The sequence below is a fragment of the Roseovarius sp. B-10 genome (assembly GCF_056859295.1).
Map to the genome: position 1 here is coordinate 1 of NZ_JBSXOE010000046.1, position 24,388 is coordinate 24,388.

29 protein-coding genes are annotated in these 24,388 nt (G+C 60.1%); 9 read left to right on the forward strand and 20 right to left on the reverse strand.

The window, feature by feature from the left end:
* Nucleotides 1-910, forward strand: a 910-nt coding sequence (gene trfA, locus AC13D8_RS20830; RefSeq protein ID WP_482970401.1) for a plasmid replication initiator TrfA, incomplete at its 5' end; no start/stop codon positions are given.
* Here trfA and AC13D8_RS20835 read toward each other — a convergent pair.
* The 6 genes from AC13D8_RS20835 to AC13D8_RS20860 form a co-directional block, all read right to left on the reverse strand.
* Nucleotides 907-1,218, reverse strand: coding sequence for a hypothetical protein (locus AC13D8_RS20835; protein ID WP_093744224.1), 312 nt, complete (start codon nt 1,216-1,218; stop codon nt 907-909). The genes trfA and AC13D8_RS20835 overlap by 4 nt on opposite strands.
* The gene (locus AC13D8_RS20840) at nt 1,215-1,943 is read right to left on the reverse strand and encodes a ParA family protein (protein ID WP_093744223.1); all 729 of its coding nucleotides are present in this window, start codon (nt 1,941-1,943) and stop codon (nt 1,215-1,217) included. The genes AC13D8_RS20835 and AC13D8_RS20840 overlap by 4 nt, the downstream gene beginning before the upstream one ends.
* Before the next feature lie 81 nt (nt 1,944-2,024).
* The gene (locus AC13D8_RS20845; RefSeq protein ID WP_093744222.1) at nt 2,025-2,327 is read right to left on the reverse strand and encodes a type II toxin-antitoxin system RelE/ParE family toxin; all 303 of its coding nucleotides are present in this window, start codon (nt 2,325-2,327) and stop codon (nt 2,025-2,027) included.
* On the reverse strand, nt 2,314-2,565 hold the full coding sequence (locus AC13D8_RS20850; protein ID WP_093744221.1) for a ribbon-helix-helix domain-containing protein: 252 nt from the start codon (nt 2,563-2,565) through the stop codon (nt 2,314-2,316). The genes AC13D8_RS20845 and AC13D8_RS20850 overlap by 14 nt, the downstream gene beginning before the upstream one ends.
* A 118-nt stretch (nt 2,566-2,683) precedes the next feature.
* The gene (locus AC13D8_RS20855) at nt 2,684-2,938 is read right to left on the reverse strand and encodes a WGR domain-containing protein (RefSeq protein WP_093744220.1); all 255 of its coding nucleotides are present in this window, start codon (nt 2,936-2,938) and stop codon (nt 2,684-2,686) included.
* Complete coding sequence (locus tag AC13D8_RS20860; RefSeq protein ID WP_093744219.1) at nt 2,925-3,497, reverse strand: recombinase family protein; 573 nt, start codon at nt 3,495-3,497, stop codon at nt 2,925-2,927. Before AC13D8_RS20860 ends, AC13D8_RS20855 begins: the two co-directional genes overlap by 14 nt.
* A 289-nt stretch (nt 3,498-3,786) precedes the next feature.
* Between AC13D8_RS20860 and AC13D8_RS20865 the strand changes: the two genes are divergently transcribed.
* Entirely contained in the window at nt 3,787-3,900 is a 114-nt protein-coding gene (locus tag AC13D8_RS20865) for a recombinase family protein (RefSeq protein ID WP_482970402.1), read from the forward strand.
* 202 nt (nt 3,901-4,102) lie between these two features.
* On the opposite strand, the gene AC13D8_RS20870 is transcribed toward AC13D8_RS20865, so the two are convergent.
* From AC13D8_RS20870 to AC13D8_RS20910, 9 genes are all read right to left on the reverse strand, one after another.
* On the reverse strand, nt 4,103-5,440 hold the full coding sequence (locus tag AC13D8_RS20870; RefSeq protein ID WP_482970415.1) for an IS1380 family transposase: 1,338 nt from the start codon (nt 5,438-5,440) through the stop codon (nt 4,103-4,105).
* A 107-nt stretch (nt 5,441-5,547) separates the two neighbouring features.
* Nucleotides 5,548-6,294 (reverse strand): SDR family NAD(P)-dependent oxidoreductase, encoded by a 747-nt coding sequence (locus AC13D8_RS20875; RefSeq protein ID WP_482970403.1) that lies wholly within the window; start codon nt 6,292-6,294, stop codon nt 5,548-5,550.
* Between the two features lie 23 nt (nt 6,295-6,317).
* Entirely contained in the window at nt 6,318-7,046 is a 729-nt protein-coding gene (locus AC13D8_RS20880) for an NAD(P)H-dependent oxidoreductase (protein WP_482970404.1), read from the reverse strand.
* Between the two features lie 2 nt (nt 7,047-7,048).
* A complete protein-coding gene (kce, locus tag AC13D8_RS20885; RefSeq protein WP_482970405.1) occupies nt 7,049-7,975 on the reverse strand; it encodes a 3,5-dioxohexanoate:acetyl-CoA acetone transferase in 927 nt (308 codons plus the stop codon).
* Nucleotides 7,976-7,983: 8 nt separating this feature from the next.
* Nucleotides 7,984-9,255, reverse strand: coding sequence for a TRAP transporter large permease (locus AC13D8_RS20890; protein ID WP_274561019.1), 1,272 nt, complete (start codon nt 9,253-9,255; stop codon nt 7,984-7,986).
* Nucleotides 9,255-9,800: a TRAP transporter small permease gene (locus AC13D8_RS20895; RefSeq protein ID WP_482970406.1), complete on the reverse strand. Its 546-nt coding sequence runs from the start codon at nt 9,798-9,800 to the stop codon at nt 9,255-9,257. The genes AC13D8_RS20890 and AC13D8_RS20895 overlap by 1 nt, the downstream gene beginning before the upstream one ends.
* Nucleotides 9,801-9,900: 100 nt before the next feature.
* Nucleotides 9,901-10,812 (reverse strand): TRAP transporter substrate-binding protein, encoded by a 912-nt coding sequence (locus AC13D8_RS20900; RefSeq protein WP_482970407.1) that lies wholly within the window; start codon nt 10,810-10,812, stop codon nt 9,901-9,903.
* A gap of 201 nt (nt 10,813-11,013) precedes the next feature.
* Entirely contained in the window at nt 11,014-11,913 is a 900-nt protein-coding gene (locus tag AC13D8_RS20905) for a cupin domain-containing protein (protein ID WP_482970408.1), read from the reverse strand.
* Complete coding sequence (locus tag AC13D8_RS20910) at nt 11,906-12,703, reverse strand: HpcH/HpaI aldolase family protein (RefSeq protein WP_274561012.1); 798 nt, start codon at nt 12,701-12,703, stop codon at nt 11,906-11,908. Before AC13D8_RS20910 ends, AC13D8_RS20905 begins: the two co-directional genes overlap by 8 nt.
* A 115-nt stretch (nt 12,704-12,818) precedes the next feature.
* On the opposite strand from AC13D8_RS20910, the gene AC13D8_RS20915 reads away from it, so the two are divergent.
* Nucleotides 12,819-13,619, forward strand: coding sequence for an IclR family transcriptional regulator (locus tag AC13D8_RS20915; protein ID WP_482970409.1), 801 nt, complete (start codon nt 12,819-12,821; stop codon nt 13,617-13,619).
* A 24-nt stretch (nt 13,620-13,643) separates the two neighbouring features.
* Here AC13D8_RS20915 and AC13D8_RS20920 read toward each other — a convergent pair whose 3' ends face one another.
* The 4 genes from AC13D8_RS20920 to AC13D8_RS20935 all read right to left on the reverse strand — a co-directional run bounded on the left by AC13D8_RS20920 (nt 13,644) and on the right by AC13D8_RS20935 (nt 18,007).
* Nucleotides 13,644-14,564, reverse strand: coding sequence for a DUF6282 family protein (locus AC13D8_RS20920; RefSeq protein WP_482970410.1), 921 nt, complete (start codon nt 14,562-14,564; stop codon nt 13,644-13,646).
* A gap of 300 nt (nt 14,565-14,864) precedes the next feature.
* Complete coding sequence (locus AC13D8_RS20925) at nt 14,865-15,884, reverse strand: ATP-binding protein (RefSeq protein ID WP_050532802.1); 1,020 nt, start codon at nt 15,882-15,884, stop codon at nt 14,865-14,867.
* A 6-nt stretch (nt 15,885-15,890) separates the two neighbouring features.
* Nucleotides 15,891-16,709: a hypothetical protein gene (locus AC13D8_RS20930; RefSeq protein WP_482970411.1), complete on the reverse strand. Its 819-nt coding sequence runs from the start codon at nt 16,707-16,709 to the stop codon at nt 15,891-15,893.
* A 413-nt stretch (nt 16,710-17,122) separates the two neighbouring features.
* Nucleotides 17,123-18,007, reverse strand: a complete 885-nt coding sequence (locus AC13D8_RS20935) for an ArdC family protein (protein WP_050532804.1) — start codon at nt 18,005-18,007, stop codon at nt 17,123-17,125.
* A 484-nt stretch (nt 18,008-18,491) separates the two neighbouring features.
* On the opposite strand from AC13D8_RS20935, the gene AC13D8_RS20940 reads away from it, so the two are divergent.
* Entirely contained in the window at nt 18,492-19,028 is a 537-nt protein-coding gene (locus AC13D8_RS20940) for a hypothetical protein (RefSeq protein ID WP_050532805.1), read from the forward strand.
* A 92-nt stretch (nt 19,029-19,120) separates the two neighbouring features.
* Nucleotides 19,121-19,459, forward strand: a complete 339-nt coding sequence (locus tag AC13D8_RS20945) for a hypothetical protein (RefSeq protein WP_050532806.1) — start codon at nt 19,121-19,123, stop codon at nt 19,457-19,459.
* Here the strand turns inward: AC13D8_RS20945 and mobQ are convergent.
* Nucleotides 19,449-20,732, reverse strand: a complete 1,284-nt coding sequence (mobQ, locus tag AC13D8_RS20950) for a MobQ family relaxase (RefSeq protein WP_482970412.1) — start codon at nt 20,730-20,732, stop codon at nt 19,449-19,451. The two genes, AC13D8_RS20945 and mobQ, sit on opposite strands and share 11 nt — an antisense overlap.
* A gap of 622 nt (nt 20,733-21,354) precedes the next feature.
* Here mobQ and AC13D8_RS20955 point away from each other — a divergent pair.
* The 4 genes from AC13D8_RS20955 to AC13D8_RS20970 all read left to right on the forward strand — a co-directional run.
* Nucleotides 21,355-21,666 carry a mobilization protein gene (locus AC13D8_RS20955; protein ID WP_434802279.1) on the forward strand — a complete coding sequence of 104 codons (312 nt, stop codon included), beginning with the start codon at nt 21,355-21,357 and terminating at the stop codon, nt 21,664-21,666.
* Nucleotides 21,666-23,318, forward strand: coding sequence for a type IV secretory system conjugative DNA transfer family protein (locus tag AC13D8_RS20960; RefSeq protein ID WP_482970413.1), 1,653 nt, complete (start codon nt 21,666-21,668; stop codon nt 23,316-23,318). The genes AC13D8_RS20955 and AC13D8_RS20960 overlap by 1 nt, the downstream gene beginning before the upstream one ends.
* A 20-nt stretch (nt 23,319-23,338) precedes the next feature.
* A complete protein-coding gene (locus AC13D8_RS20965) occupies nt 23,339-23,887 on the forward strand; it encodes a hypothetical protein (RefSeq protein ID WP_093744226.1) in 549 nt (182 codons plus the stop codon).
* A 229-nt stretch (nt 23,888-24,116) separates the two neighbouring features.
* On the forward strand, nt 24,117-24,388 hold a 272-nt coding region (locus AC13D8_RS20970), incomplete at its 3' end, for a replication initiator protein A (RefSeq protein WP_482970414.1).

A 24,388-nucleotide genomic window follows, 5' to 3' on the forward strand; every position in this document is an offset into this window, starting at 1 on the left:
CTCAATATCGACCAAGCCGGACCGACGGATTCGGCGGTATGAGAACGGACAGAATTTTGTTGAGATTACGCCCTCGATGAAGGGCCTGGCGACGGTCCATGACCGTGATGTGCTGATTTACTGCATCAGCCAATGCATCGCAGCGCTGAATGAAGAACGTGAGGTCAGCCCGATCATTCGCTTCAGAGCATATGACATACTGAAGGCCACTAATCGAGGAACGGACGGGCGCGGGTATGAACAGCTCAGGGCTGCCCTGGAACGTCTTCAGGGCACGGTGATCACAACCAATCTTATCACTGGCGGCAAGGAAGAGTTCGATGGCTTCGGACTGATTGACCGATTCAGGATCGTTCGTGAGACACGCGACGGACGGATGCAGGAGGTGGAAATCAGGCTTTCGGATTGGGTATTCAACGCCATCCGGCATCGTGAGGTGCTGACCTTGCACCGTGATTATTTCCGTCTGCGCAAACCGTTGGAGCGACGCATCTATGAGCTTGCCCGAAAACATTGTGGGGCAAAGCAGGAATGGAAGATCGGGCTGGCGAAGCTGCAAGCCAAGTGCGGCTCCTGCTCTACTGCAAAAGAGTTTCGCCGCCTGGTCATGAGTATCGTGCGCCAAGATGGGCAACATGCCCACATGCCTGACTACGCTGTGAGGATGGAAAACGACATGGTGATCTTCACCAACCGGCGCAGCGATCAAGCGGGAATCGCTTCCCCTACCCCCTTGCACATACGGCTCGACCCGGAAGCCTACCATGACGCGCGGGCGGTCGCGCCGGGATGGGATGTATATGTCCTCGAACAGGAATGGCGAGAGTGGATGACGGAACCGCCCCGCAACCCCAACGCCGCCTTCATCGGGTTCTGCAAGAAGGTCTTCGAGAAACGCGGCCGTCCCTAATCTGACCCGCTTTGCTTCTCTGAAAGCAACAGTTCAAGTCCCTGCCAGAGCGTGAGGTCGCGGTCCTGGCAGAATGCCCGGAATTTGTCGACAACACGTTTCGGTCCCGGAATCGAAACCTTGTCTTGGGGCTCCCTACGCTTCGGGCCGGGTTTCAGCCGTGTGGAAGCGTCCCGGCTGACAAAGCCGAGGGATTTGCCAGCCTCGACGGCCTTCTCAACAGAACCCGGTTCGGCTTTGGGCCGCGTCTTTGAAGACTCGGAGGGGTTGGGGAGGTCGATACCGCCGTCAAATCCATACTTGCTCATGCTGCTCTCTCTTTCGTGAGAGCATGAATGACAGCCTGAGCATAATCACGGGCGTTCTCAATGGCTCCGGCCACCTGCTTTAGGGCTTTGTCTGTAACAGATGCCGTCTTGCCTTGATGCTCGTTCGTAACGATGTCGGGCAATTCCGCCAGAAGCACCCCATCGCGAAAGATGCGGGTATAGGGCGCACGTTTTGCGATGCGGATCGGCAAAGTCGGGATGTTATTGATCTCCATCTCTTGCCGCACGTCGCGTTCATCCGTGGTTTGGAAGGCTGCGTTGGTTCGCGTGAACAGCAGCGAATATGCTATTGGTGCGCGGATCATGCTCGATGTGGTCTGCACAAGCCGAACGGCCGCAGCCGCCTGTCGAGCCTCCATGGGCGAACCGTCGAGCGGGATAACGCAAAGGTCCGTTCGGGAAAGCGCGAAGGTGACGACCTGATCTTTCGATCCTTCCAAGTCGATGATCAGATAATCAGCTTCGTCAGCAAGTTGATCAATCAGTTCTACCGTGTCCTCGGCCTGCGGCCGCGCATGAACAGCAAAAGGCACATCGCGTCCCGCCGCCTGCCTGCCTTCAGACCAAGCAAGAATGTTGGCATTTGGGTCAAGATCGAGAATGGACACCCGACCGCCCGAAAGGGCGATCTGTTCGGCAAGGAGCATGGCGGAAGTCGTTTTCCCCGACCCGCCTTTCGGGTTTGCGAAGGTGATTACGTACATACACACAACAATGGCAAAGTTAGAGATAAAGTCAACCCTAACTACATCTTTAACTCTAAAGTTATTTTTAACGCTGAAGCATCATGGCTTCGACCTTCCAAAGCGCAAGGCTGCATCCTGCGATCTTAGGATGGCCATGATCTCAACATTGTCGCCATCGAGCCGATAATAGATCGAATGCACCCCGCAGACGCTGCGCCGGTAGCCTTCGCGGATTTCCGGCACTTCTTGGTAGAGCAGCGGGGTCTCGCCCAGCACATCGAACCTTTCAATGATCTGCCAGAAATATGCATCAGCCCGTGCTTCGCCAAATTTTCTTACACCATACTGGTGGATACCTATCAGGTCGTCTTTCGCTTCCTCTGAAAGCCTATAAGTCCCCATTTTTGCGCAATTCTTCCTTGGATTCTTTGAGAATCTGGTCAGGGGTCATATCGGTGAAACCGCGTTGCTCTGCACGAATGAGTTTCGCTCTGATCTCTTCCACGCCGTTCTCGATCTCTCGGGCGCGACGCAATGCGTCGTTAACAGCTTCGGTTTGGGTTTTGAACTCGCCACTCTCAACCCGCGCCTGCAACCAGGCATGGTTTGGGTCGCTGAGCGTAATGGTCTGTCTGGGCATAACGATCTCCTATAGCTTGGTGCAATAATACACCAAAAACGACCAACTTGCACACGGTATCTGTGTCTCAAGTCGAGCGTGTTCAAGCCGGGTGGGGTAGGGGAGAAGCGGCCAAACCTCATCCCGAGAGTTGGTAGCCCCGCTTCTGCTTTGCCTGGTAGAGCGCAACCATCGCGTCGGCGGCGCGGCCTGCATCCTCGAAACAGTCGATCCTGTGCCGCCCCTGGGTGCCGATGCGGCCCCACTCACGTAACAGCGACACGCCGCCGAAGAGGTCCGGCATCAAGCGCAGCCGATAGAAGCGATACATATTGACGTCGTGATCCACGCGCTCGATGCGGATATCCTCGGGAAACATCTCAAGCTGCTGCATCGGGTGACGCCTCCCGCATGACACGGCTGATCGTGGACCGGTGAACATTGAACAGGCGTGCAGCTTCGGCCTCGGTACGCTTGCCGGATCGCACTAGGTCGCGGATTTCCCGGCGCTGGTCGCCGGAGAGCTTCGGCTTGCGCCCTGGGTGGCGTCCCTTCTTGCGAGCGCGCTCCAACCCGGCGCGCGTGCGCTCACGGATCATCTCGCGCTCGAACTCGGCGAAGACGCCAACCATCTGCATCATCATGCGCCCAGCAGGGGTCGTAGTGTCTATGGCTTCGGTCAGTGACCGGAACCCGGCCCCGGCGGCATCTATCTTCTCCATGATGGAAAGCAAGTCTTTCAGCGACCGCGACAGCCGGTCGAGCTTCCAGACGATCACCACGTCGCCGTCGCGGAGCTGGTCGAGCATCCGGTGCAGCTCCGGCCGATCCCAACGTCCACCGGACGCGCGTTCTTCGAACACGCGCTCGCACCCGGCGGTGCGCAGCGCGTCGAGCTGCGCGGCGGTATCCTGACCGCGATCTGTGGAAATGCGAGCATAGCCAAGGTTCACGCGCAGATTGTTGCGCTTTCTTGTTGCTCAATCAAGATAATTCGCAACATATTTTCGCAACAGTCGGCGATGGGGCAGGGCAGAGCGGTCTTCGGCGTTCGTTAGCCTGTTTTTCTTGGCTATGAGGGTAGCTGACGGGTCTTGCTGGATCGAAAGGGCAGGGGTGTGTCTCGCAACTGGCCGTATTTGAGACACCCTTCGGAACCCCAACGTTTCCTGTCCAGAGGATGTTGCAAAAACCATGTTCAAAACAACTTGGGTTTTGATACGTTATTGATACAATTGTCCCATGATATTCGGTTACGCACGCGTCTCGACAGACGACCAGAACCTCGATGCTCAACTTGACGCCCTTACGGCACTCTTCCATCTTGAACCCTACGTTGAAAGCCTCTTGGAGTAGGCCGATCCACCTCCACGGCGGGCAGCGGTTTAGCCGCCATAATTCACCACGGTCATTTTCTGTGCGGGCTCGTGCGGTTTGTTGCGTGCATGACCTTGCTGCGCAACCGGAGTGCTCGCCCCTGGGCTGAAGGCCGGGCGCTTGCTTGTTTTGAGGTATGTGGTTTCGGTTTCGAGGTTTGCGGGGCGCGCGTGCGTCAGGCTCACCCTGGCGGGGCGAGGGCATCGAAGAGCAGGCGCAGGAGGCCTTGCTGTGGGCAGGATGCTGGCAGCGTCACAATGATCCGGGTCTTCTTCTCGACGATGGTGGCGGCCAGCTTGGCGAGATGCAGGCGCAGCGTGTCGAACTGGGCACGGCGCCACGGAGATTTCTTTGGACAGGCGGCGCGCAATTTCCACCAGATCCAGTAGGCGGCACCGTGCAACATCAGGCGCATCTGGTTGGCGGTCGCCTTCGAGCACGAGGTCCGGTCCGAGGCGAGATGGGTTTTCCATGCCTTGATGTGGTTCTCGGCCTGACCACGGGCGGAGTAGAGCTTCTCGTAGAGGTGCTTGCCGCGCCCGCCCTCGAGATTGGTGACGATGTAGCGGGTGTCGCGCCCATTGGGGCTGACCTCGACCCGGGCGATGACGCGGCGCGTTTTCGACCAGGACCGGGCCGCATAGAAGAATGTCTTGAACCGGCGCAGCTTCTGGCCGGGCTTGCGGGCATAGCGCGCGGCCGTCGAGGCCTCGAGGGGCAAGATGTGCTCCGCCAAACGGCTGTTTTTGGGCAGACCGAAGACATAGCGCAGTCCGAGAGTATCACACAGGTCCAAAACCTGGGGGGTTGCGTAGTGACCATCAGCGCGCAGCAGGATCTCGGTCCTGGGCCAATGCCTGCGGATCTGCCGGATCAATCGGCGAATGTGGGCTGCGCTTTCGGCCCCCTTGGGCCTGCGCGCCGGGCGTAGCAAAGCTCCGACGAGCCGCCCGTCGCCGTCAAAGACAACGATGGGCTGGAAGCCGTATTCGTCGTAGTAGGCATTGAACAGACGCAGCTGCTGATGGCCATGCACCGCGTCGAACGTATCGTCGATGTCGAGGATGATCCGACCGGGTGGCTGCGCAAACGACTGGCAGTAGACCTGGACCATCTCCCGACCCATCCGGATCAGCGCGCGCATATCGGCCAGGTTCTCCATACGCGAGATCGTGGGCTGGGAACACAGCGCCGCCCCGGTCTCGGGGCCGCGCTCCAGGGCCAGCTTGAAGCCCGGATCGTGCCGCAAATAGGCGGCATCGTTTCCGTCTTCATACCCCGCGGCAATCATCATGATCCGGAAACGCACGATCTCGGCCAGACCGTGCTGAACCCTGGCCGGATCACGCGCATCCGCGATGCAGGCTGCAAGGCGACCCGCCAGATCGTCTTGACGCTCGATCTCGCGCAGCAGGGTCAGCCCGGCATCGGAACTCATGTCCGCACCGTCAAAACCGAGCAGGATCGGCTTGCCATTCACAGGTGACAAACGGGGGTGAAATCGTGTAGATTTGTCCATGGTGAGCGGTGGCTCCTCGAAATCCAGAATTTTGGCTTCGACACTCAAAATCTACACGATTTCATAACTTTACGCCACTCTCACCGCCTCTTCATGAATTTTCCGGGTTAGAGCAGTCCACCATCCACGCGGATTGTCCGTCCGGTGATCCATCCCGCATCGTCTGATGCGAGAAACGCCACGACGCCACCGACGTCGCCCGGCTGTCCAATCCGCCGCAAGGGCGTCTGAGCGCTTAAAGCGGCACCGCGCGCCTCGATTGCGGCCTTGGTCATGTCGGTCTCTATGAGGCCCGGGGCGACGGCGTTGATCGTGATGCCCTTTGGCCCTAGTTCTTGAGCGAGCGCGAGGGTCAGCGCCGAGACAGCCGCTTTCGACGCAGCGTAAATCGAGGACCCGGCAAAGGGCGCCTCCGCGAGGCGCGACGAAACATGGATGATCCGCCCGGGATTTGTCATGATCGGCACAGCGGCGCGCGTCAGCGAGAGAGCGCCCAACACATTGGTGTCGAACATCGCGCGGTAGTGTATGGCATCCGCATCCTCCAGCGGCAGATACTGCGCCACGCCGGCGGCGTTGACGAGGATGTCGAGGCGTCCAAAGGACGAGATACAGGCCCGAACAAGCGCCTCGCAGTCTTCAGGGCTGGCCACGTCGACTTGGAAGGCGGCTGCCTTCGCTCCGGCGTTCTTCAAGGCGCCGACGATACATTCCGCAGACGCCAAATCGCTTCGATAGGCAACGGCAACGGTCGCACCCCCCGCGCCGAGCCGACGGGCGACCTCTGCACCGATGCCTCTCGATCCTCCTGTGACAATGGCAACCCGTCCCGAAAACCGTCCCTCGCCGTCCATTTAAACCTCTCTTTCAGAATCGGTCATCCCGGCCGTTTCCAAGCCCCCTCGGCAACATCTTCGAGCGCGTGGAGGTAGTCGTCGGTCTGCGTAGTCGGCAGGTCAGCAAGTTCCTGCGCAGCTTTCGAAAACGCGTCGAGGTGGCCTTGCCGTTCGGCATCGTCTGACCGAGGCACGCCGTGCGCCACATAGGCGGGAGCGACCTCGTAGCCCATGTATTCCAAGGCGAGCCTCTGAACCGGCATGAGGATGGGTCCGATCGGACCGTAGACGCCGTCCTCAGCGAAGCGACTCGGGGTCCCGCCCGTGGTCACGCTGAGCATCGCGCGCCGTCCCTTGAAGAGGCCCGTTTCGAAACGCCTTCCGTCGACATAGGCAAATCCGTAGGCGAAAACCCGGTCGATCCAACCCTTCAGCATTCCCGGGGGACCGCCCCACCAGAGCGGAAACTGAAGGATGAGGTTGTCCGCTGCCGCAAGACGCGCCTGTTCTCGGGCAATATCCGGAGCGAAGGCTATATTTCGGACGGCCTCAGACTGCTCGGCTTGAACGTGAAACCGTTCTGGATCAGCAACGCTAGACATGTCGTGGCGGCCGACATCTGCACGGAAACCCTCGGCATAGAGATCCGACACGGTGACGTTGTGGCCGGCCTCGCGCAGCGCGCTCGCGGCCGCCTGCGCCATGGCGTGATTGAAGGAGGATCGCTCGGGGTGCGCGACCACGATCAGAACGTTGCGCGAGGCTGCCATTGTCAGAAATTAACCTTGTTGCCGCCCTTGAGGGCGAGGATCTCGCGGGCCTCGTCCGGCGTCGCAACGTCGAACCCCATTTGCTCGATGAGGGCGCGGGCCATCGAAACTTGTTCAGCGTTGCTCTTGGCGAGCTTCCCACGGCCCGCATAAAGCGAGTCTTCCAAGCCCACGCGAACATGGCCGCCCAGCAGGGCAGACTGAAGGGCCACCTGCATCTGGTGGCGCCCTGCCCCTAGCACAGACCACTGATACGCATCGCCGAAGAGCCGATCGGCTGTCCGGCGCATGTGGAGCACATCCTCAGGATGCGCCCCGATGCCGCCGAGAATACCGAAGACCGACTGCACGAAGAAGGGTGGTGTCACCAGACCACGATGCACGAAATGGTGAAGCGTGTAGAGGTGCCCGATGTCGTAGCACTCGATCTCAAACCGCGTCCCGTTACCCGCGCAGGTCGTGAGGATACCTTCGATGTCGGCAAAGGTGTTCTTGAAGACGCGGTCGCGCGAGCCCTCGATGTAAGGCTTCTCCCAATCGTGCTGGAAATCGGTCATCTTTTCGAGGATCGGGAAGAACCCGAAGTTCATCGACCCCATGTTAAGCGAAGCGACCTCGGGCTGAAACACCGCGGCCGGGCGCAAGCGCTCTTCGACGCTCATCGTGGGAGCGCCACCCGTCGTGATGTTGATGATGACGTCCGTGCGCTGCTTGATCACTTTCAGGAAGGGCTCGTAGGCCTCAGGTGACTGATCCGGCTCACCGGTTTCGGGATTGCGGGCGTGCAGATGAACGATCGCCGCTCCCGCTTCGTAGGCACCGATGGCGGCCTCCGCGATCTCGGAGGCCGTGACCGGGAGATGCTGGGACATCGACGGAGTGTGGATCGACCCCGTGACGGCGCAGGTAATGATAATCTTGCGGGGCATTTATCCTCTCAGAAAAGCATTTTGGGAAGGAAGAGAGACAGCACCGGGACAAGCGCGATGAGGGTGAGGACGGCGAGACAGACTGCGATGAGCGGTAGAGCTTCCCGGATCACGCGGGTGACCGGCTCGCCCGAGATTGCCGAGGCTATGAAGAGCAGGATGCCCACAGGCGGCGTGGCCATGCCTATCACCACGTTTAGAACGACGACGGTGCCAAATTGCACCGGATCCATTCCGATCAGCGCCTGGAACTTCAAAAGGATTGGCATGGTGAGAATGAGAATCGAGATCGGCTCGAGAAACATTCCTAGGATGAGAAGGAAGATGTTCAGGAGGAGCAGGATCAGAAGAGGCTGTTCGGTGATCGCGAGAACGAGGTCCGCGATCTGCTGGGGCACCTGCTCGAGGGTGAAAACGAACGACACGATGGAAGCCATCGAAGTAATGAAGAGGATCGATGCCGAAACGAGCGTCGTAGCGACGAGCGCCTCCCAAAGGCGACGCAAGTTGAGATCGCGGTAGGCAAAGCCGACCACCAAAGCATAGGCGACGGCGACGGCTGCGGCCTCGGTCGGGGTGAAGATACCCGCCTTGATCCCAACGAGAATAATCGCCGGAAGAAGGAGCGCGGGAAGCGTGCGCGCCGTAGCCTGCCAGCGCTCGCGTCCGACCATGCGCTCGGTCACCGGGAAGCCGTCTCTCCGGGCGCGGTAGGAAGCATAGATGAGCAATCCCGTCGCGATCCCGATGCCCGGCACGATACCCGCGAGAAAAAGCTGACCGATGGAGGTGCCCGAAAGCACACCGTAGATGATCATCGTGATCGACGGCGGAATTATCGGCCCCATGACGGAGGCGACGGCGATGAGGGCGGCCGCGTAGGCAGGCGGCATGCCCTGCCTGCTCATGGTGGGAATGAGGATCGAGCCGAGTGCAGATGCTTCGGCCGTCGCGCTGCCTGAAATCCCTGCAAAGAATCCCGACGACAGGATCGATACCGATGACATGCCGCCACGCCGATGGCCCACCATGGCGCGGGCGAAATGCACGATCCGGTCGGTGACCCCGCCCACGTTCATCAGCGCCCCGGCCAAAAGGAAGAGCGGAATTGTGAGAAGGACGAACTGGTCGACACCCGCCATCATCCGTTGCGGCAACATCAGGACCATCGATCCATTGCCGGAAAAGTAGAGGTAGGCCGTGCCCGCCATTCCAAGCGTAAGCGCGATCGGAATGCCGGAAGCTAGCAATCCAGCGAAGATGATAAAGAACGCGCCCATCAGCCCTGTCGCCCTCCGGTTCCCACGGTGTCACCTTCATCGTCGATCCCATCCTGCACGGCAGCACCGACGGCCGGGTCGAAGCTCACTACAACGTCTGCGCAGACATGAAGGATCATCAAGACCGCACCGACTGAGACGGAGATGTAGACATATTTGATCGACAGTCCGAGCCTATCCCCAAAAAGTGCACCCCAGATGAAGTCGAGCGCAGGGATCGTTTGCTGGGAGAAACGGGAGGCGTAGTCGGCTCCGTAGATAGCAATGACGACGAGGAAGGCCACAATCGGCACGGCGCTCACGAGCTTTAGAATTCGCTTTCCCCGGTCGGACAAAGCCGCCGGGAGAAAGTCGATCGCAATGAACTCGCCCTTCGAGTAGGCCAAACCTAGGACGAGGAAGGTCTGCCAGATCAGCAGATAGCGACAGAGTTCCTCTGCCCAGATCAGAGACCCACCGGCGACGTAGCGCGCCCAGACCTGGGCGATCATCACCACGACGATGATCGCCATGGTCGTCCCGGCGAAGACGCGCAGAACGGTCAAGTAGATACTAACAGCAAGTGCAAGGGGCGGAGGTAGCGTCACAGCGGCTCTCTTGAATGGGAAGTGTCTCCGTGGCCGCGGCGGCCACGGAGACAGATCGTCAGGTTATGCTCTGAGCGGTTTCGACGAACTCCGCGATGAGAGGATCGCGCGCAGCCCACTCTGCCGTGAGCGGTGCCACCGCCGCACGCATCTCGTCGAGGTTTTCGAGTTCGATGATGTTGACACCCTTCTCCCGAAGCTCGTCACGGCCCGCGAGGTCCTGCGCCTTGGCATAGGCCAGGGTCGCTGAAACGGAACGGCGGCCCGCTTCGCGCATCGCAGACTTCTCTTCGTCCGACAGCGTGCTCCAGAAGCCCGTCGAGACGACGTTGGAGGCGTGCCACGGATAATGCCCAGTGAGCGTGAAATTCTTGCCGATCTCCCACAGATTCTCACCTACCATGGAGGAAACGTTGATCTCGACGGCGTCGATCACGCCGGTCTCGAGCGCGCCATAGACCTCGCCATAGGGGAGACCCACCGGTGCGGTTCCGAGAGCTTCCCAGATCGCCTTGTGCAGCGGCACCGGCACAATTCGCGTCTTGAGACCCTTCATGTCGGCGACGCTACGCACTTCCGTATTGACCGACAGGAAGTTCCGCTGGCCAATATCGGCCGTGGCGAGCCCGATGATGCCGGCCCCTTCGAGGTCGTCCTGGAGCTTCTGGCCGATGGGGCTTAACGCCAGTTTCTCGAAATGGTCGTAGTCACGAACGAGGAAAGGCAACTGCCAAGCGTCATAGGCCGGGCGTCCCGTCACCAGCGGGATCAAAACGCCGGAGACCATCGCCACTTCGATCGCACCCGCCACTGCGGATTCGAGGTTCTGCTTGTCGTCGCCGAGTTGCCTGTTGGGAAAGATCTGAACGTTGAAAGCGCCGGGAAGAATGTCTTCGAGCGCATCTCTGAAGCTCGTCGCAAGAACGTGACCGGGATGGATCTCGCTCGTGGCATGGGCGAGGCGCACCATCTTGCCGGAGGCGCGTGCAATGTGTGGCGCGGCGAGAGTTGCGCCAAACGCGGCGCCGGATTGCAGGAGCAGTCGTCTGGTGATCATCTTGAGGTTCCTCCCTAAAGTTCGATCAGGTCGTTTGTGGTCAGAATTTGGTTGCGTTGGCGCTTGTTGTTGCAGCCCCCCCCTCCCAGAAGCTCATACTCCTTGCGCGTCAGCTCAAGCGGGCATCGGATAGTCGTCGGCATTCAGGACCCAGCCGGGCTTCTCCGAGAAGTCTACGCGCGGGGGGCAAAAGATATCGACGAGTTGATTGGTGCTTGCCCCAATGGCCCGCGTGGTGTGGATCACGGGCGGCGGGATTACGAGCGCTGACGGCGAGGCCATCGAGACGGTGCGGTCGTCGCGCCAGTCGTTCATGTCGGTTGTCCAGGTCCAGCGCAGGTGGTGGTTAAACTCGCCTTCAATCGCTAGGGAGCACTGCTCAAAATCGTCATGGTGGTGGGGCGACATCTTGGAAGCGTCACGCGGACCGAAGTAGGGGTCGAGCACATTCACCATCATCGTGGTGCAGCGGAATATCCGCCCGAACCGGCCGGGTTCCGGGGCGACATCGAGAGAATAATGCCGCACCTTCCAGCCGCCCTTGGGTTCGGGCCATGCCTCGAACTCCGGAATATGCGCGCGCGGCGTATTATAAGCTTGGGCGTTCGAGCAAAGCGCCGCGAGATCCTCGGACCGCGTGGTGAAAAGCCGCGTCATTGGGCCGCCGTCGGGCAGCGTCACGGTGCTGTCGCCGGGTGGGACGAACACAAGCGACCATCCGGGCACCTCGACGGTCTGGCCGCTCCACTCGATGACCGCACCCGTCTTGGGGAGAAGCACCGCATACTCGTCCACCTGCCTCGCGCGGACGAAGGAAGCTCCCTTAGACGCCTCGGACCAGGCAAGAACGAAGTTATTACCGCGGACAAGCCAAGTCCGGGAATCTCCGTCTTCGATCTGGGGCGCCTCATCGTAGAAATAGGCTTCCTGCTGTTCTGCGATCAGGCCGGTCTGGGACATAGCGCCCGGCGCTTTAGGAGCCAGCGCGGCGCGCGGGTCGGATTTGTCATACATTGGTCACCTCTTTCTTCGCCCGGATCACAGCGTCGGACATCCGGGCATGGGCCTGCATCGCGGCGCTTCTGAGAAATCCTTGGTCGGAGGACAGGATGAAGGCCGTCGATCCGGCTTTTGCCTGGATCTCGGCGTCTTCCGGTGAGCCCGGAAGGATTGCCACAGGGCGGCCAGCTCGGCGCGCGGCGGCTTGCACGAGGCTCGTGGCCTCGCGGACCTGTTCCGCAACATCGTCAGCGCCCTCATAGGCAGCCGCAAGATCACCCCGACCGATGAAAACGCCGTCCAGGCCGTCCACAGCGAGGATTGCGTCAATATTCTCGATGGCCTGATGATCTTCGATCATAGCGATGATCGTCACCCGCTCGTCTTCGCTGGCCATATGTTCGGCCTGACCGGCGCGCCCGAAGTCTCCGGCGCGCGTGGTTGGGGCGAACCCGCGTTTGCCGCCCCGATAGCGGCCCGCCGCAACGAGCGCCCGGGCGGTATCTGCGTCTGTGACATGGGGAACCAGCACGCCGTCAGCGCCGCAATCCAGCACCGAAAGGATAGAAGCCGGGTCCGCGCTCTGAACACGGACGACCGAGGCAATGGAAGCCGCCCGGCACGCTAGAATGATCCGGTCGGTGGTTTCGCGGTTAAACGGGGCATGCTCTTCGTCAACGACGACAAAGTCGTAGCCGAGACCACCCATGATCTCCGCCGGCATCGTTGCAGGCACCTTCAGAAATGTCCCGAAGAGCGGTTCGCCTGCCAAGAACCTAGAGCGGAAGCTCTTTCGTTCACCCAACGCAAATCCTCCCCTTGTGTTTCGTCTAATAGAACGATATCCTGTTATTCAGAACATAGAGTGAGATTTTGCCCGGAGTCAAGCCGAAGACACCAAAGCGAGGGAGTCGTTTGTCATGCCGAAGATTGCATCCGAGAAAACGGAAGGAATTCAGAGTGTTGTTCTTGCGCTCTCAATTTTGGAGACCCTGGGTCAAGCACGGAGCCACCTCGGCGTGACGGCGCTCGCCGATGCGCTCGGCACGACCAAGAGCCGCATCCATCGGCACCTTCAGACCTTGGTCCAGCAGGGCTACATCGTTCAGTCGCCGCTCACCGAACGATACAGGCTCGGAGCCAAGCTGATTGAAATGGGAAACGCGGCGATCCATTCCTCCGACATCGTCGGCGTTGCGGCGCAGCCGATGCGGCTTCTGCGAGACCGCTGCGAACAGGCTGTCATTCTAGGTCAGATCGAGGATGGAGGGGTCCGCATCCTGACGACGATCGGCGGCAAGATGCCTGTGGAAGTCGGCGTCCGGCCCGGGTCTATTCTGGGGTTCAATACTTCGGCTCAGGGAAAGCTGGCACTGGCCCTGATGTCCGAACCGACGCGGGAGCGCATATTGTCCTCTCCGCTGAAGGGTGAGACGAAGTTCTCGATCACCGATCCCAGTGCACTGAATCGTCATCTCGAGGAAATCCGGGAACGTGGCTGGGCGGATGCGCCAAACGAGGCGGCAACCGGGCTCAATGCCCTCGCCTTTCCGCTTCTTGGCCCCTCGGGGAAAATGATCGGGACTTTGGCCATCGTGAGCCTGACCCAGTTCATCAGTTCGCCGCCGTCCAAGGAGCAGATTGAAGCTGTCGGCACCGCAGCCGAGACGATCTCCAACGCCATGGGCTATATAGGAGAGCTTCCCGGCTCATGGAGATAGTGCGGAAGCAGGGCTCCCGCCCCTTCAGCCCTTCAGCCCAATGACTGTTGCGGCATTATCCGCGATCATAGCGTGGATGTCGGCGTCGGCATATCCCAAGGCAAGGCACATCGCGACGCCGCGCCGAAGCCCGGCCAGCGGATCGACAGAACCGACCTGGCCTAGATCGGAGCACAGGATCGTCCGCTCCGGCCCAACGCAGTCGATGAATGCACGTAGTTCTTCGTCGGTCCTGTTTTTGAACTTCGAGCCTTCGATGAAGAACCCAAGGGAGTGCTCCACGAAAGCCCCCATGGCCGCGATCTCCTTAGTGTCCTCGAAGGACGCCCCGACGATATCCTCGGGGTGGGTAAAGATCAGCCGCTCCACACCGCGCCGCCGCGCCTCTGCGAAAACGATCTTGGTTTCCGATACGTGGATGTGCCCACTTGCGAGCGCGAGGCCCGTTGCCGCCACCACGTCGAGGATATCGAGAAGCTCGGGCAGAAGCTTGCCATCCTTGAACAGTGGAACGGCTGAGGCCGGACGGATCTTCTGCGTCGTTGCGGGATGCTCCCAACCGGAAGTCTTCTCCCATTCAAGATGGTTTTCGGCGGCGAGGGTTGGCAACCATACGATCTTGCCGTTCATCGCAGCAGTATGTTCCACGGCGTAGGGATTGAGCCCACCCACGACATTATTGAGCACAATCCCGGAGAAGACCTCTGTTTTGAGCTCGGGGTGATGATCGCGAATAAGTTGAGCGCACATCACCCCTGAGTAATCATGGTCTTTCGTCACAAGTGCCGCAAACCCTGCATCCGAATACGTCTTCGCGAGATTCAGGTGATCGACAGCACGCGGCGCGATCGAAGGACCGCTATGCACGTGCGGGTCGACAGCACCGACGAGAATTTCGTCAATCAGAGCGGCCTGGTCGCGTTCGATAATTTCGATAGGTGTCATAGCCATTCCTCCAATCGTTGGTTCCGTGACTAGACTGTTCTTATAGATAGAACATGTTTCTGATTAACGGAACGTGCTTCATGCTTATTTTCGTTGGATCGGTGTGTCAAGGGGCAACCAAACCGCCCGCAGCCAGCCTAAAGAATGGCTTGAGCAACGCAAAAGCAGGTGGAGCTGGGATGTAGCTTGCAATGCACAAAAACGACCGTTTGTGCCGGTCCAGCTATGCCCGCTGTGCGGGACTGAGCTGCCAATTGTCCAGGGGGCTTTTGTGATAGGTCTCAGCCCAAAGTGAAGAGATCAATCATCGAGACCCCGATCTGGATCGAAGTCTATGGACAGCATTTGCGATGCCGTTGACGCAAAGCTTCGGTTCGCTCCTCGTATGGTCTGCGCGGCTTGATGCCCTTCATCCCGAAAGCGTTGCAACTGTTCCCGGAGTTCTGGAAGGCGGTGGGTATTGAGCAACATGCGAACGGCTGTTCCCGGCATGTTGCAGGGCAGTTCGGTCTTGTTTGCTTGGTTTAAAGAAATGGCGGAGTCGCCGCTGCATATCATAAACCGCCCGCCGTTGCGGCAGATGCGATTGGTCATGTAGAGACCGTACCCCGAGTTCTGCCAGACCTCCTGGCCTCGACCAGCTTGCGGGTTTCCCGAGACTCCAGGCATAAGAGCCGTTTGCAGCGCGTCTCTGTTTGTAAGGCCGCGATATGAGGGGTTGTTGGCAAGCCCTTGCTGAATACCGACACCAGCATCTGCGATCCCAACTTCGACTTCATGCCTAGTCGGCCAATGCTGAGCGCACAACAGAACAGCTTCTGCGCCGCTGTGCTCAACCGTGTTGCGGATAATCTCGCGAATTGCGTAGGACAGCGTGTCGAACAGCGGACCGCTGTCTGTTTGCGTCAAGACGCCGGATAGTTCTCGGGCACGAGCCTCGATGATCTCTCCGGGTTCAACCCAAGCAGCGTCAGCCTCTGCCTGTATCTCCGCAACATCGAGACGTGTGATCGGAACGTAGCTGTCGCTGCCGGGAGCTTCTCCGGGTTCATTGCCGTGTCGAAGGCCAAACGACTGAAAGAAGCCAAGGTATGCCGCGTAGGTGTGGTTCTCATGGTTGCGAGCTCTGCATCGCGAGTCTGGCCGCTGATCGCGAAACCTCTTCAATAGGACCGACAGTAACAGCATCGAAAACGGCGGAAACCAGCGGGCGGCGCCAAAGTCGAACTCGTAGAGCTCGTCATCTGGGAGATTGTCGAGGGTCTGCGAGAAGCCAAGCAACGACGCCGGGGTGAGATTATGCGGTATCTCAACAATCATCGGCAGTTAGAACGGGAGGGGCAGCGAGGCCACCCAGTTCTGGATCGCTTGAGCTGCGTTGATCAGTGCAGCTTTCGCAGCTTCGGGGTTTGTAATTCCATAAACGGCACCAAAGGCTGCCCCCGCATCAACTGCGGCGTTGAATCGGTTCTTTATCCAGATGCCGAGTGCTTTGGCGGCCGAGATGAAAAGGTTCTTGCCTCCATCAACGACCTTGAGATCGGGTTCCTCGGAGGTCACCTCCGTTCTAACTACCTCAATAGTCAGTTTGATGTTTTGCCATTCCTCCTTGGAAACAGCCTGAACGACCTCAAGTTCTTCCGGCGGGTTATTGTGCCCCATCATCGGAGGTGCTTGCGTGTTGGCTTGGTCCAAGATCGGTTGGACGAGTGCTTCCAACTCGTCGAGGCGAGCTAAGACTTCGGCACGGGCCTCAGGTTCGTTCGGGACTTCCTCCGGCGTATCAAGCGTAAGCTCTTCTTCTTCGATCTCTTCGTCCGGGTGTTCATAGAAGTCACCGCGAGTCGTCGGAGCCCAATCCAGTGTTCCGTCGCGCTGGATGTGATCAACGGCAAGCATCATAGTGTCGAAGTCCACGGCATCCGAAAAGAAGTCTTGGATCGTCTCATTCGCGTCGAATGGGCCACCCCAAAGGAAAACGTAGCCACCCAAGTCTTTGTTGTAGGGAGTGTCGTTTTGAGGGTCCTCGAAATGATAGTTGAACCAATCGACTATCATGTCGACTTGCTCTTCCGTGCTCATTCCCTTCACGTCGTCCAGCGTGAAACCTTGAAAGTCCCCATAAGATCCAAATGCTTCTGCCATATGCCTGCCGACTGTGTGCCGAAATTAAAGACTAAATCTCAGCGCAATCATTGTTTTTTTGATACTCACAACGCCGAAGAGAGTAGCGGCAATCGAGAAGTAACGTCCAGCGAACGATTCTGGTTTTCTTGAACTTTACATCTCTGCAATGCCCGCTTTTTGCGCATTGCAGCCATTATACCAACGACCACGTTCGTCACTCTGAGCTCTCTCCGGACTTTCTCCGCACCGCAGGATACACAACTTCAAGGCATTTCATGCCAGTCCGCGCGAAGCGCCGGGCCTGTCGGCGGGTGGCCTTCAGGTTGCCCGCCGACAGGTCACCCTAAAACCGCCGCCACCTGGATCACGCTAGAACGCAAAAGGCCCCCGCCTGCTGACGGGGGCCTCGATCATTGCGGCGATGCGGGCTGTTACTCGGCGGCCATCCTGTTGGCCTGCGTGGTGCGGTCCATGATGTAATCCACGGCTTTCTGCGCTTCGGACGCGGCGCGGAAAATCGCGCGGCTATCTTCCTTCATCGCCTCAAGCCATCCTTCGACATAGGCCGCGCTCTGGTCGAATTCAGGCTCCACCCCGATCTGCGCGCAAAGCATGCAGTTGCCAATCTCCGCGACCAGTTCCTCGAACGCGTAGGCCTTGCGGTCGTTGAACCGGCCCAAACGGTCCAGCCGCTTTGTCGCGCCGGTCCAGTGGATTGTCTCATGGGCCAAGGTGCCAAAATACCCTGCCGCCCGATAAAACGTGCCAATCGGCGGCATGTGGATGCGGTCGGTCTTGATGTTGTAATAGGCGCGCGGCTCTTCGGTCACGTCGATCTGCGCGCCGGTCGCGGCAAAGAACGCCTCCAGCTCGGGGTCGGCCACGGTGCCAAGATCACGGGGCGGGTCGGGCAGGATGTAGAACTCGGCAGGCAAGCCCTCGATCTGGTCGGCGTTGAACACGCGGTAAGCCTTGGCATAGGGGATCTGACGTTCCTCGCCGTTCTCGTCCTCGCGCTCGACGGTCCCATACTTCACGACGGTGGCGGATTTCTCGCCCTTTCGAACATGGCCCCCAAGCTGCTTGGCCTGATTGAACGTCATCCATCGGGCTGAACTGTAGTCCTTGGCCATCGCTGTCGCCCAAAGCATCAGGACGTTGATGCCCCGATAGGCCTCGCCGTTGAACCGTTCCGGCAAGCTGACCCCTCCTCCGCCGCCAGTCCACGGTTTACGCCAGGGCGGTGTTCCCGCCTCGATCTGCGCGATGATCTGGTTGGTGACATGGGAATAAACGTCAAACTTCTCTGCGGTCATTTGTGACCCTCCTTCGAGTGACGCGGGCCGGGTCTCTTCCCCTTTCCGCCGATGGGCGGGCCTTCCTTCTCTGTTGTCTGGAATGCCCATGCATTCCGGACGGCAGAGCAGGTAAGGGCAAAGCCCGTCCTGCGGCCTGGCGGGGCCGTGACAACCGGGTGGAGGGCGTGAATTTGGGAGGGAACCGCGCGCCTGCGCGTGGGAGGAACCGGAATTCTCGACCGGAACCGACGCCACCGGCGGCGCTTGCCGGTTTTCTCGGACCCGCCGGGATGGCAGGCGGATCAACAGGATTGGGAAACCGTCAGGGTAGGGGTGAGCGGGCGTCAGCCCGTCGATCCCCTGCCCTGGCTACCACTCAAAGCGAGACCGGCACCCAGCCGGGATCACTGAACTCTATCAGCTTTAAAGGCGTGAACCGAAGCGAAGGGCGGTCATAATCTTTTCAAAGTCTTAGGGTATTGTTCTGGGATAGGAGTTTCAAATGACAGCCGACGTACTAGGGCCAGACAACGCATTTTGGATTGATGGCGAATGGCTTGGTTGGGATAGCATTATCGACCCAGAAGAAACCAAGTACAGCCGTCTCGCTGAACTTGAGCGCGAGGCTGAACTACGCCTGAAGTACCCGAACGCTGATCCAACTTTGGTTCCGTACTTTCAGGACCTGCTGACGCTTGCAGAGGCCTATTTCTGCGATACTGGACAGCACCTCAACGTCTACGGCGACATTGGTGAACTTTTCGGTGCGATCATGTATGGAATCAAACTTCACAAAAACCATGCCCAAGGCTCCGATGGTAGATTGGGAAACGACTTCGTTGAAATCAAAACAATTTCGCCGATCAACAGCAAAGAAAAGACCAGCGTGCGTCTCGACAGGCATTTCAGCAAACTGCTCGTCGTAAAAATTGACGATGACTTTGAAGTTTCGGGACGCCTCGTAAAGCGGGCCAACTTGCCAAAAAGAGCGGGCAACAGTCTCCGGCTATCATGGGCAAACATGCCCGAAGCCAACTGATCTGAAAATGCATGCCTCTCCAATAATATACTATTGAACGCATTGCTGAATTCCGCCACACTGAGACATTCTCTCCTTTCTCAGTTTATGCGATGAACCAAACGACTGAACTCGAACTCAACGTGACCACCGAACAAGGCCTTCGGGCGCTTGCCGAGGAGGGGCATACGGTCGAAGTGCTGTGTAAAGCCGATCCTGAACGCAAAGGACCAAGCTGGTACGGTCTATGGATCATGCGGACGGTCGGAAACGATGGACAGGAGAAAATCCTTGTCACAGCCAGGACGCGCGTGACCCAGAATGCGATCAGGGTGCGCGAGTTCAAGACTGCAACGGGCGTTATTTCGTTCCTCGTCGGTATTGGGTTCGCACAGGCGAGCATTCCCATGAAAATCGGGGAAACGACCTCGCATCGCCTCGTCAGTGACTGAGGCCCGGATCACGGTCGATGTCACGATCCTTCTCGACCTCTTGATCCTTCTCCTGGTCGCGCTCGTCCTCGATCTCCAGCTTCTCACGCGGCTTGTTCAGCACGTCCTTCAGACGCTCGTTGACGGAGGGCTTGCGCGCCTGGCGCCCTGTGTCCTCGCCCAGATCGTACTCGCTGTGACCGTCCAGCTTGTGAACCGCCGCCTGGCCGTCTCGCCCGGCGTCCTTCTCCATGATCTCTTTCAGCCGCTCCCGCGCATAATTGCGGCCTTCCGGCTTCGGCGTGTCGTCCTGATCCCGTGACCCGCCCACGACGCGCGCCAGCCGCTCCCGGAAATCCTCAGGGTTGCGGTCCCGATCTTTCGCGGTTGCGGCCCTGAGTGCTGCCAAACCGGCAGAGACACGGCCCTGCCCTTCCTCACGTGCCGTCCCGTAAGTCTCCCGCGCAATGTCCAGGCGTTCGCGCATTGCGCGGAAGGCCGCACGAGCTTGGCGGGCGGCATGGACAACAGCCCCGCGCTCCGTGACGGGGACATATTCCTGGCCCTGGCGCTCGGCCATCGCCTTCGCCCGGCGCTCCATGGAATTGGCCGCCGGTCCCAGCTTCAGCTCCGGATCGCGGGCCAGTTCCTCGGCGGCCAGCTCGTCACCGCGCTCAACTGCTGCCTCGCGCTGCGCTTCGAGCGACCGGTGATCGACGCGCTCCACCTCCCCTGCCCGCTCCAGCGCCCGGTTCTGCAGCTCGGCCCAGAGGCCGCGCATCTGCTCGATCTCGACGCCGCCGGTCTTCGCGGAATCGAGCACGCGCGTCTTGGCGGTGAAGCCGTCCGCTTCGAGCTTGCGGGTCGAAGTCAGGACATGGGCATGGTGGTTCCGCTGATCGCCTTCCCGATGCGGTGCATGGATCGCCACATCGACGGCCACGCCATAGCGGCTGACCAGCTCTTGGGCGAAGTCGCGGGTGATCTGTGACCGGTCCTCAGCGCTGATCTCGGAGGGCAGGGCCAGCTCCCACTCGCGGGCGGTGACGGAGTTGCGGCGGGTCTCGCTGGCCTCGGCCTCGTTCCAGAGGCGGGACCGATCCGTGGCCCAGTCCGGCGCGTCCTTCGGGGTCAGGATGAAGGTTTCCTCGATACCCTGCTTGCGGGTGTAATCGTGGACGCGACCTTCGCGCTGGCACTCGATGCGCTCCCCGACACGGTAGGCCGCGGCTGCCGTGGCAGAGCGCCCGGCGCTGCGTTTGATCGTCTTCACGGAGAGGTGGTAGCTGGCCATGCCCTCTATCCTCGACCGTGACGTGAACGACGAAAAGGTGCGCCGCTGCTGACCCCCGCCCATGCTCCGACATGGACCATCTGGTCAGCCGTCTTTTCCCCGATGGATCGCGCCCTGCCCCGGCGCGATACGAGTGGAAAAGACAGCCCGGCTGAAGGGGTGCAACGCACGGCTGAGGCGCGGGCTTGCCAGTGAACTGTCCCCATATCCCCAGCCTCATGGGGGGCGGGATATGGGGACAGTTCACTGGCGGTTTGCCCGGGGCAAACCCGGTATCGCGAAGGGGCGTCAGCACCCGGGCGCGATACCTCCCGCAAGGGAGACGCCACCGGCAGACCGGCCCCCACCGTGGGGCATCGGGCGAGACGCTGGCGCGACATTGCGGGACGCGATCCAACTGCCGAAGTTGGCCCTGGAGAGTTTGAGAGGCCGGGCAGGCCTTTCATTCCGGCGCGCATTGCGTCGGACGGTGTTCGCCATCGGCTGAGGCCCTGCCTCAAGGAGATCGCACGCAAAGCTCGGAACCGCAGGTGGAGAGTTTGCATAAGTGCGCCCTTGTCCTTTACAGGCCTACGGGTAAGCGCTATCGGTTGATCTGGCAAGAACAACTTCAACCACAAGAATGTTTGGTGGCGAGGGTAGAGATTTGGCAGAAACAGAACTTGAACGCGCCGAGAAACGATATGCCCAGGCCAAGGCCCGTCTTCAGGCACTGAAGAACCGGGAAAGCACCAGACAGCGTAAACTCGACACGCGGCGCAAGGTGATCCTGGGCGGGGCGCTCCTCGATCTGGCGGAAAGGGATTCCAGTGCCGCCGCCATGCTCGACCGGCTGATCCGCAACCTCCCCCGCGAACAGGACCGCAAGGCCTTCGCGGATTGGGATGCCCCCTCCCCTGCCCCGTCCAGTTCTGACCCGGAAACGCCGTCCTGATGCGGGGCGTGATCCGCCTCTTTGACGGACTGTTCCGGTTCTTCGGTCGGCTGATCTTCACGCCCATCCTGTTGGGCTGGATGATCGGGGCCGTCCTGTTTGGCGCGATGATCGGGTTCATCATCGGGGGCGTCGTGGCCATGACAGCCTTCGGACCTCCGCTTGGTCACTCTGCCTGGGAATGGATCATCATCGCGCCACCTGTCTTCATCGGCGCGGTCTTCGGGTTCCAATACTGGCGCAAGACCTCCGGGGCCGATGCCTTCTTCGGTCTGACGGGCGACAGTCACGGCTCGGCCCGCTTCGCCAGCCGTAAGGAGCTGAAGAAGCTTCAGGGGAATGACGGCCTCCTGATCGGGCGCAATCCGGGGACCGGGCGGCTGCTGCGCTATGACGGCCCCGCCCATCTGATCACCCTCGCCCCGACGCGGGCCGGGAAAGGCGTCGGCACGGTGATCCCGAACCTGCTGGCAGTTGAACGCTCGGTGCTGGTCATCGACCCCAAGGGCGAGAATGCCCGGATCGCCGGGGAAGCCCGGCGGCGGTTCGGGACCACCCATGTCCTCGATCCCTTCGACGTTTCGGGGACGCCATCCGCCGCCTACAACCCGCTCGACCGGCTGACGCCGGACAGCCTCGATCTGGGCGAGGATGCGGCCTCCCTGACAGAGGCGCTGGTGATGGACCCGCCGGGACAGGTGACGGAAGCGCATTGGAACGAGGAAGCCAAAGCCATCCTTGGCGGGCTGATCATGTTCTGCGTCTGCCACGAGGACCGCGACCGGCGCTGCCTGGCCACCGTCCGGGAATATCTCACCCTGCCCCCGGAAAAGCTGCGCGCGCTGCTGGAGCTGATGCAGGACAGCGATGCGGCGGGTGGTCTGATTGCCCGCGCCGCCAACCGCTTCCTTGGCAAGGCGGATCGCGAAGCCGCCTCGGTCCTGTCGAACGCACAGCGCCACACGCACTTTCTGGACAGCCCGCGCATTGCCAAAGTCACGTCGCGGTCGGATTTCCACTTCTCCGATCTGCGCCACCGGATCACCTCGGTGTTTCTAGTGCTGCCACCGAACCGGATGGACGCCTACAGCCGCTGGCTGCGCCTCCTGGTCTCTCAGGCCCTCCAGGACATCGCACGGGACGCTGAGGCCTCTGTAGGCGCTCAGGGCGCTTCTCAGCGCCTCAAGGCCCCTGCCCTCTTCCTGCTGGATGAGTTTGCGGCTCTGGGCCGTCTGGAGGCTGTGGAGCGCGCCATGGGACTGATGGCGGGCTATGGCCTCCAGCTCTGGCCCATCCTGCAGGACATGAGCCAGCTCAAAGACCTCTACGGCGAACGCGCGGGTACCTTCATTGCCAATGCCGGGGTGCAACAGGTCTTCGGCGTGAATGATTTCGAGACCGCCAAATGGCTGAGCCAGATGATCGGCCAGGAAACCACGGGCTTCCAGACGGACAGCTACAAGCCGGGCGACAGCCCCAGCTTCTCCAACAACCTCACGGGCCGCGATCTGCTGACCCCCGATGAAATCATGCAGATGCCGCCCGAGTTGCAGCTTCTGCGCGTTCAGGGCCAACCCTCGGCCCTCGCCCAAAAGCTGCGCTACTACGCCGACCCCGAGTTCAAGAGGCTGTTCGTCCCGCAGGACGCCTGACCCCGAAAAGGAAACCGCCCATGTCTGACCAGCCCGACCTCCCTGCCCTCTCCGACGATGAGCTGCGCGAAACGCTCGACCGGCTGGCGAGCCTGGCGCTGAACCTGTCCGACCAAGTGGAGGATCAGACCAAGGCGATCAACCGTGCGACCACGGCGGCGAACGAGGCGCGGCGAGCGGCCGTGACCGTGCAGAGCCAGAATGATCCCGCCGGGTTCGGCGACCGGATCGGACAGGCCGTCGAGGCGCGCCTCTTGGACACGCTCCAGCGTCTCGACCGCACGGTCAATCATCTGGACCTGCGAACGAACAAGACGGCTGCCGTCCTCGATCAGGCCAGCGAGGATCGCGGCAACCTTCTTCGCAATATCCGGGACCGGGAAGAAAGGCTGGAGCGCTGGAAATCCTACTGGCCCTGGTTCGGTCTGGGTGCGCTCGTTCTGGCTTTGGCGATGACCGTCGCCCTGCCCCGTTTCTTAGCCAGCACCCCCTCCACATGCGCTGTCCTCGGGGCGACATGGACGGCCACAACAGAGGGCGTCAACGCCTGCGTGTTCTACCAGCGTTGAACAGAATCTGGGGCGCTGCGGGTCAATTCAACGCGCCATTCTGGGTGTTAAATATGTGTTAGAATCTGTGTTACGCCCTGAGTGATTGCCTCTATCCAACTGAAATATATAGTTTTCTTTAGTCGCTCGGTGTGTAAAAGCACGAAAGACGGTGGGTGATAACACGAAAGATGGTGTGTAAAAGCACGAATCTCTTGACCTTGGTGTGTGAAAACACGAATGTGGGCGAATGGTGGGTGAAAACACGAACTCTCGATCTCCGCTCCTGCCGGATCGGATGCAGCAAGCGGACTTCTTTGTCTGCGACATCTTTGATGCTGCGCCTAAAGGTGACATGGCGTCGATGGAACACCCGATCTTCTCAATATCGACCAAGCCGGACCGACGGATTCGGCGGTATGAGAACGGACAGAATTTTGTTGAGATTACGCCCTCGATGAAGGGCCTGGCGACGGTCCATGACCGTGATGTGCTGATTTACTGCATCAGCCAATGCATCGC

Coding starts and splice junctions, on each gene's coding strand:
- AC13D8_RS20930 (WP_482970411.1), bottom strand. CDS start 16,709: ATGGCAGAAGCATTTGGATCTTATGGGGACTTTCAAGGTTTCACGCTG.
- AC13D8_RS20880 (WP_482970404.1), bottom strand. CDS start 7,046: ATGGCAGCCTCGCGCAACGTTCTGATCGTGGTCGCGCACCCCGAGCGA.
- AC13D8_RS20875 (WP_482970403.1), bottom strand. CDS start 6,294: ATGGACGGCGAGGGACGGTTTTCGGGACGGGTTGCCATTGTCACAGGA.
- AC13D8_RS20855 (WP_093744220.1), bottom strand. CDS start 2,938: ATGCAGCAGCTTGAGATGTTTCCCGAGGATATCCGCATCGAGCGCGTG.
- kce (WP_482970405.1), bottom strand. CDS start 7,975: ATGCCCCGCAAGATTATCATTACCTGCGCCGTCACGGGGTCGATCCAC.
- AC13D8_RS20940 (WP_050532805.1), top strand. CDS start 18,492: ATGACAGCCGACGTACTAGGGCCAGACAACGCATTTTGGATTGATGGC.
- AC13D8_RS20945 (WP_050532806.1), top strand. CDS start 19,121: ATGAACCAAACGACTGAACTCGAACTCAACGTGACCACCGAACAAGGC.
- AC13D8_RS20915 (WP_482970409.1), top strand. CDS start 12,819: ATGCCGAAGATTGCATCCGAGAAAACGGAAGGAATTCAGAGTGTTGTT.
- AC13D8_RS20960 (WP_482970413.1), top strand. CDS start 21,666: ATGCGGGGCGTGATCCGCCTCTTTGACGGACTGTTCCGGTTCTTCGGT.
- AC13D8_RS20925 (WP_050532802.1), bottom strand. CDS start 15,884: ATGATTGTTGAGATACCGCATAATCTCACCCCGGCGTCGTTGCTTGGC.
- mobQ (WP_482970412.1), bottom strand. CDS start 20,732: ATGGCCAGCTACCACCTCTCCGTGAAGACGATCAAACGCAGCGCCGGG.
- AC13D8_RS20835 (WP_093744224.1), bottom strand. CDS start 1,218: ATGAGCAAGTATGGATTTGACGGCGGTATCGACCTCCCCAACCCCTCC.
- AC13D8_RS20920 (WP_482970410.1), bottom strand. CDS start 14,564: ATGACACCTATCGAAATTATCGAACGCGACCAGGCCGCTCTGATTGAC.
- AC13D8_RS20840 (WP_093744223.1), bottom strand. CDS start 1,943: ATGTACGTAATCACCTTCGCAAACCCGAAAGGCGGGTCGGGGAAAACG.
- AC13D8_RS20955 (WP_434802279.1), top strand. CDS start 21,355: ATGTTTGGTGGCGAGGGTAGAGATTTGGCAGAAACAGAACTTGAACGC.
- AC13D8_RS20850 (WP_093744221.1), bottom strand. CDS start 2,565: ATGCCCAGACAGACCATTACGCTCAGCGACCCAAACCATGCCTGGTTG.
- AC13D8_RS20905 (WP_482970408.1), bottom strand. CDS start 11,913: ATGTATGACAAATCCGACCCGCGCGCCGCGCTGGCTCCTAAAGCGCCG.
- AC13D8_RS20965 (WP_093744226.1), top strand. CDS start 23,339: ATGTCTGACCAGCCCGACCTCCCTGCCCTCTCCGACGATGAGCTGCGC.
- AC13D8_RS20870 (WP_482970415.1), bottom strand. CDS start 5,440: ATGGACAAATCTACACGATTTCACCCCCGTTTGTCACCTGTGAATGGC.
- AC13D8_RS20865 (WP_482970402.1), top strand. CDS start 3,787: ATGATATTCGGTTACGCACGCGTCTCGACAGACGACCAGAACCTCGAT.
- AC13D8_RS20935 (WP_050532804.1), bottom strand. CDS start 18,007: ATGACCGCAGAGAAGTTTGACGTTTATTCCCATGTCACCAACCAGATC.
- AC13D8_RS20845 (WP_093744222.1), bottom strand. CDS start 2,327: ATGGGGACTTATAGGCTTTCAGAGGAAGCGAAAGACGACCTGATAGGT.
- AC13D8_RS20900 (WP_482970407.1), bottom strand. CDS start 10,812: ATGGTGCGCCTCGCCCATGCCACGAGCGAGATCCATCCCGGTCACGTT.
- AC13D8_RS20890 (WP_274561019.1), bottom strand. CDS start 9,255: ATGGGCGCGTTCTTTATCATCTTCGCTGGATTGCTAGCTTCCGGCATT.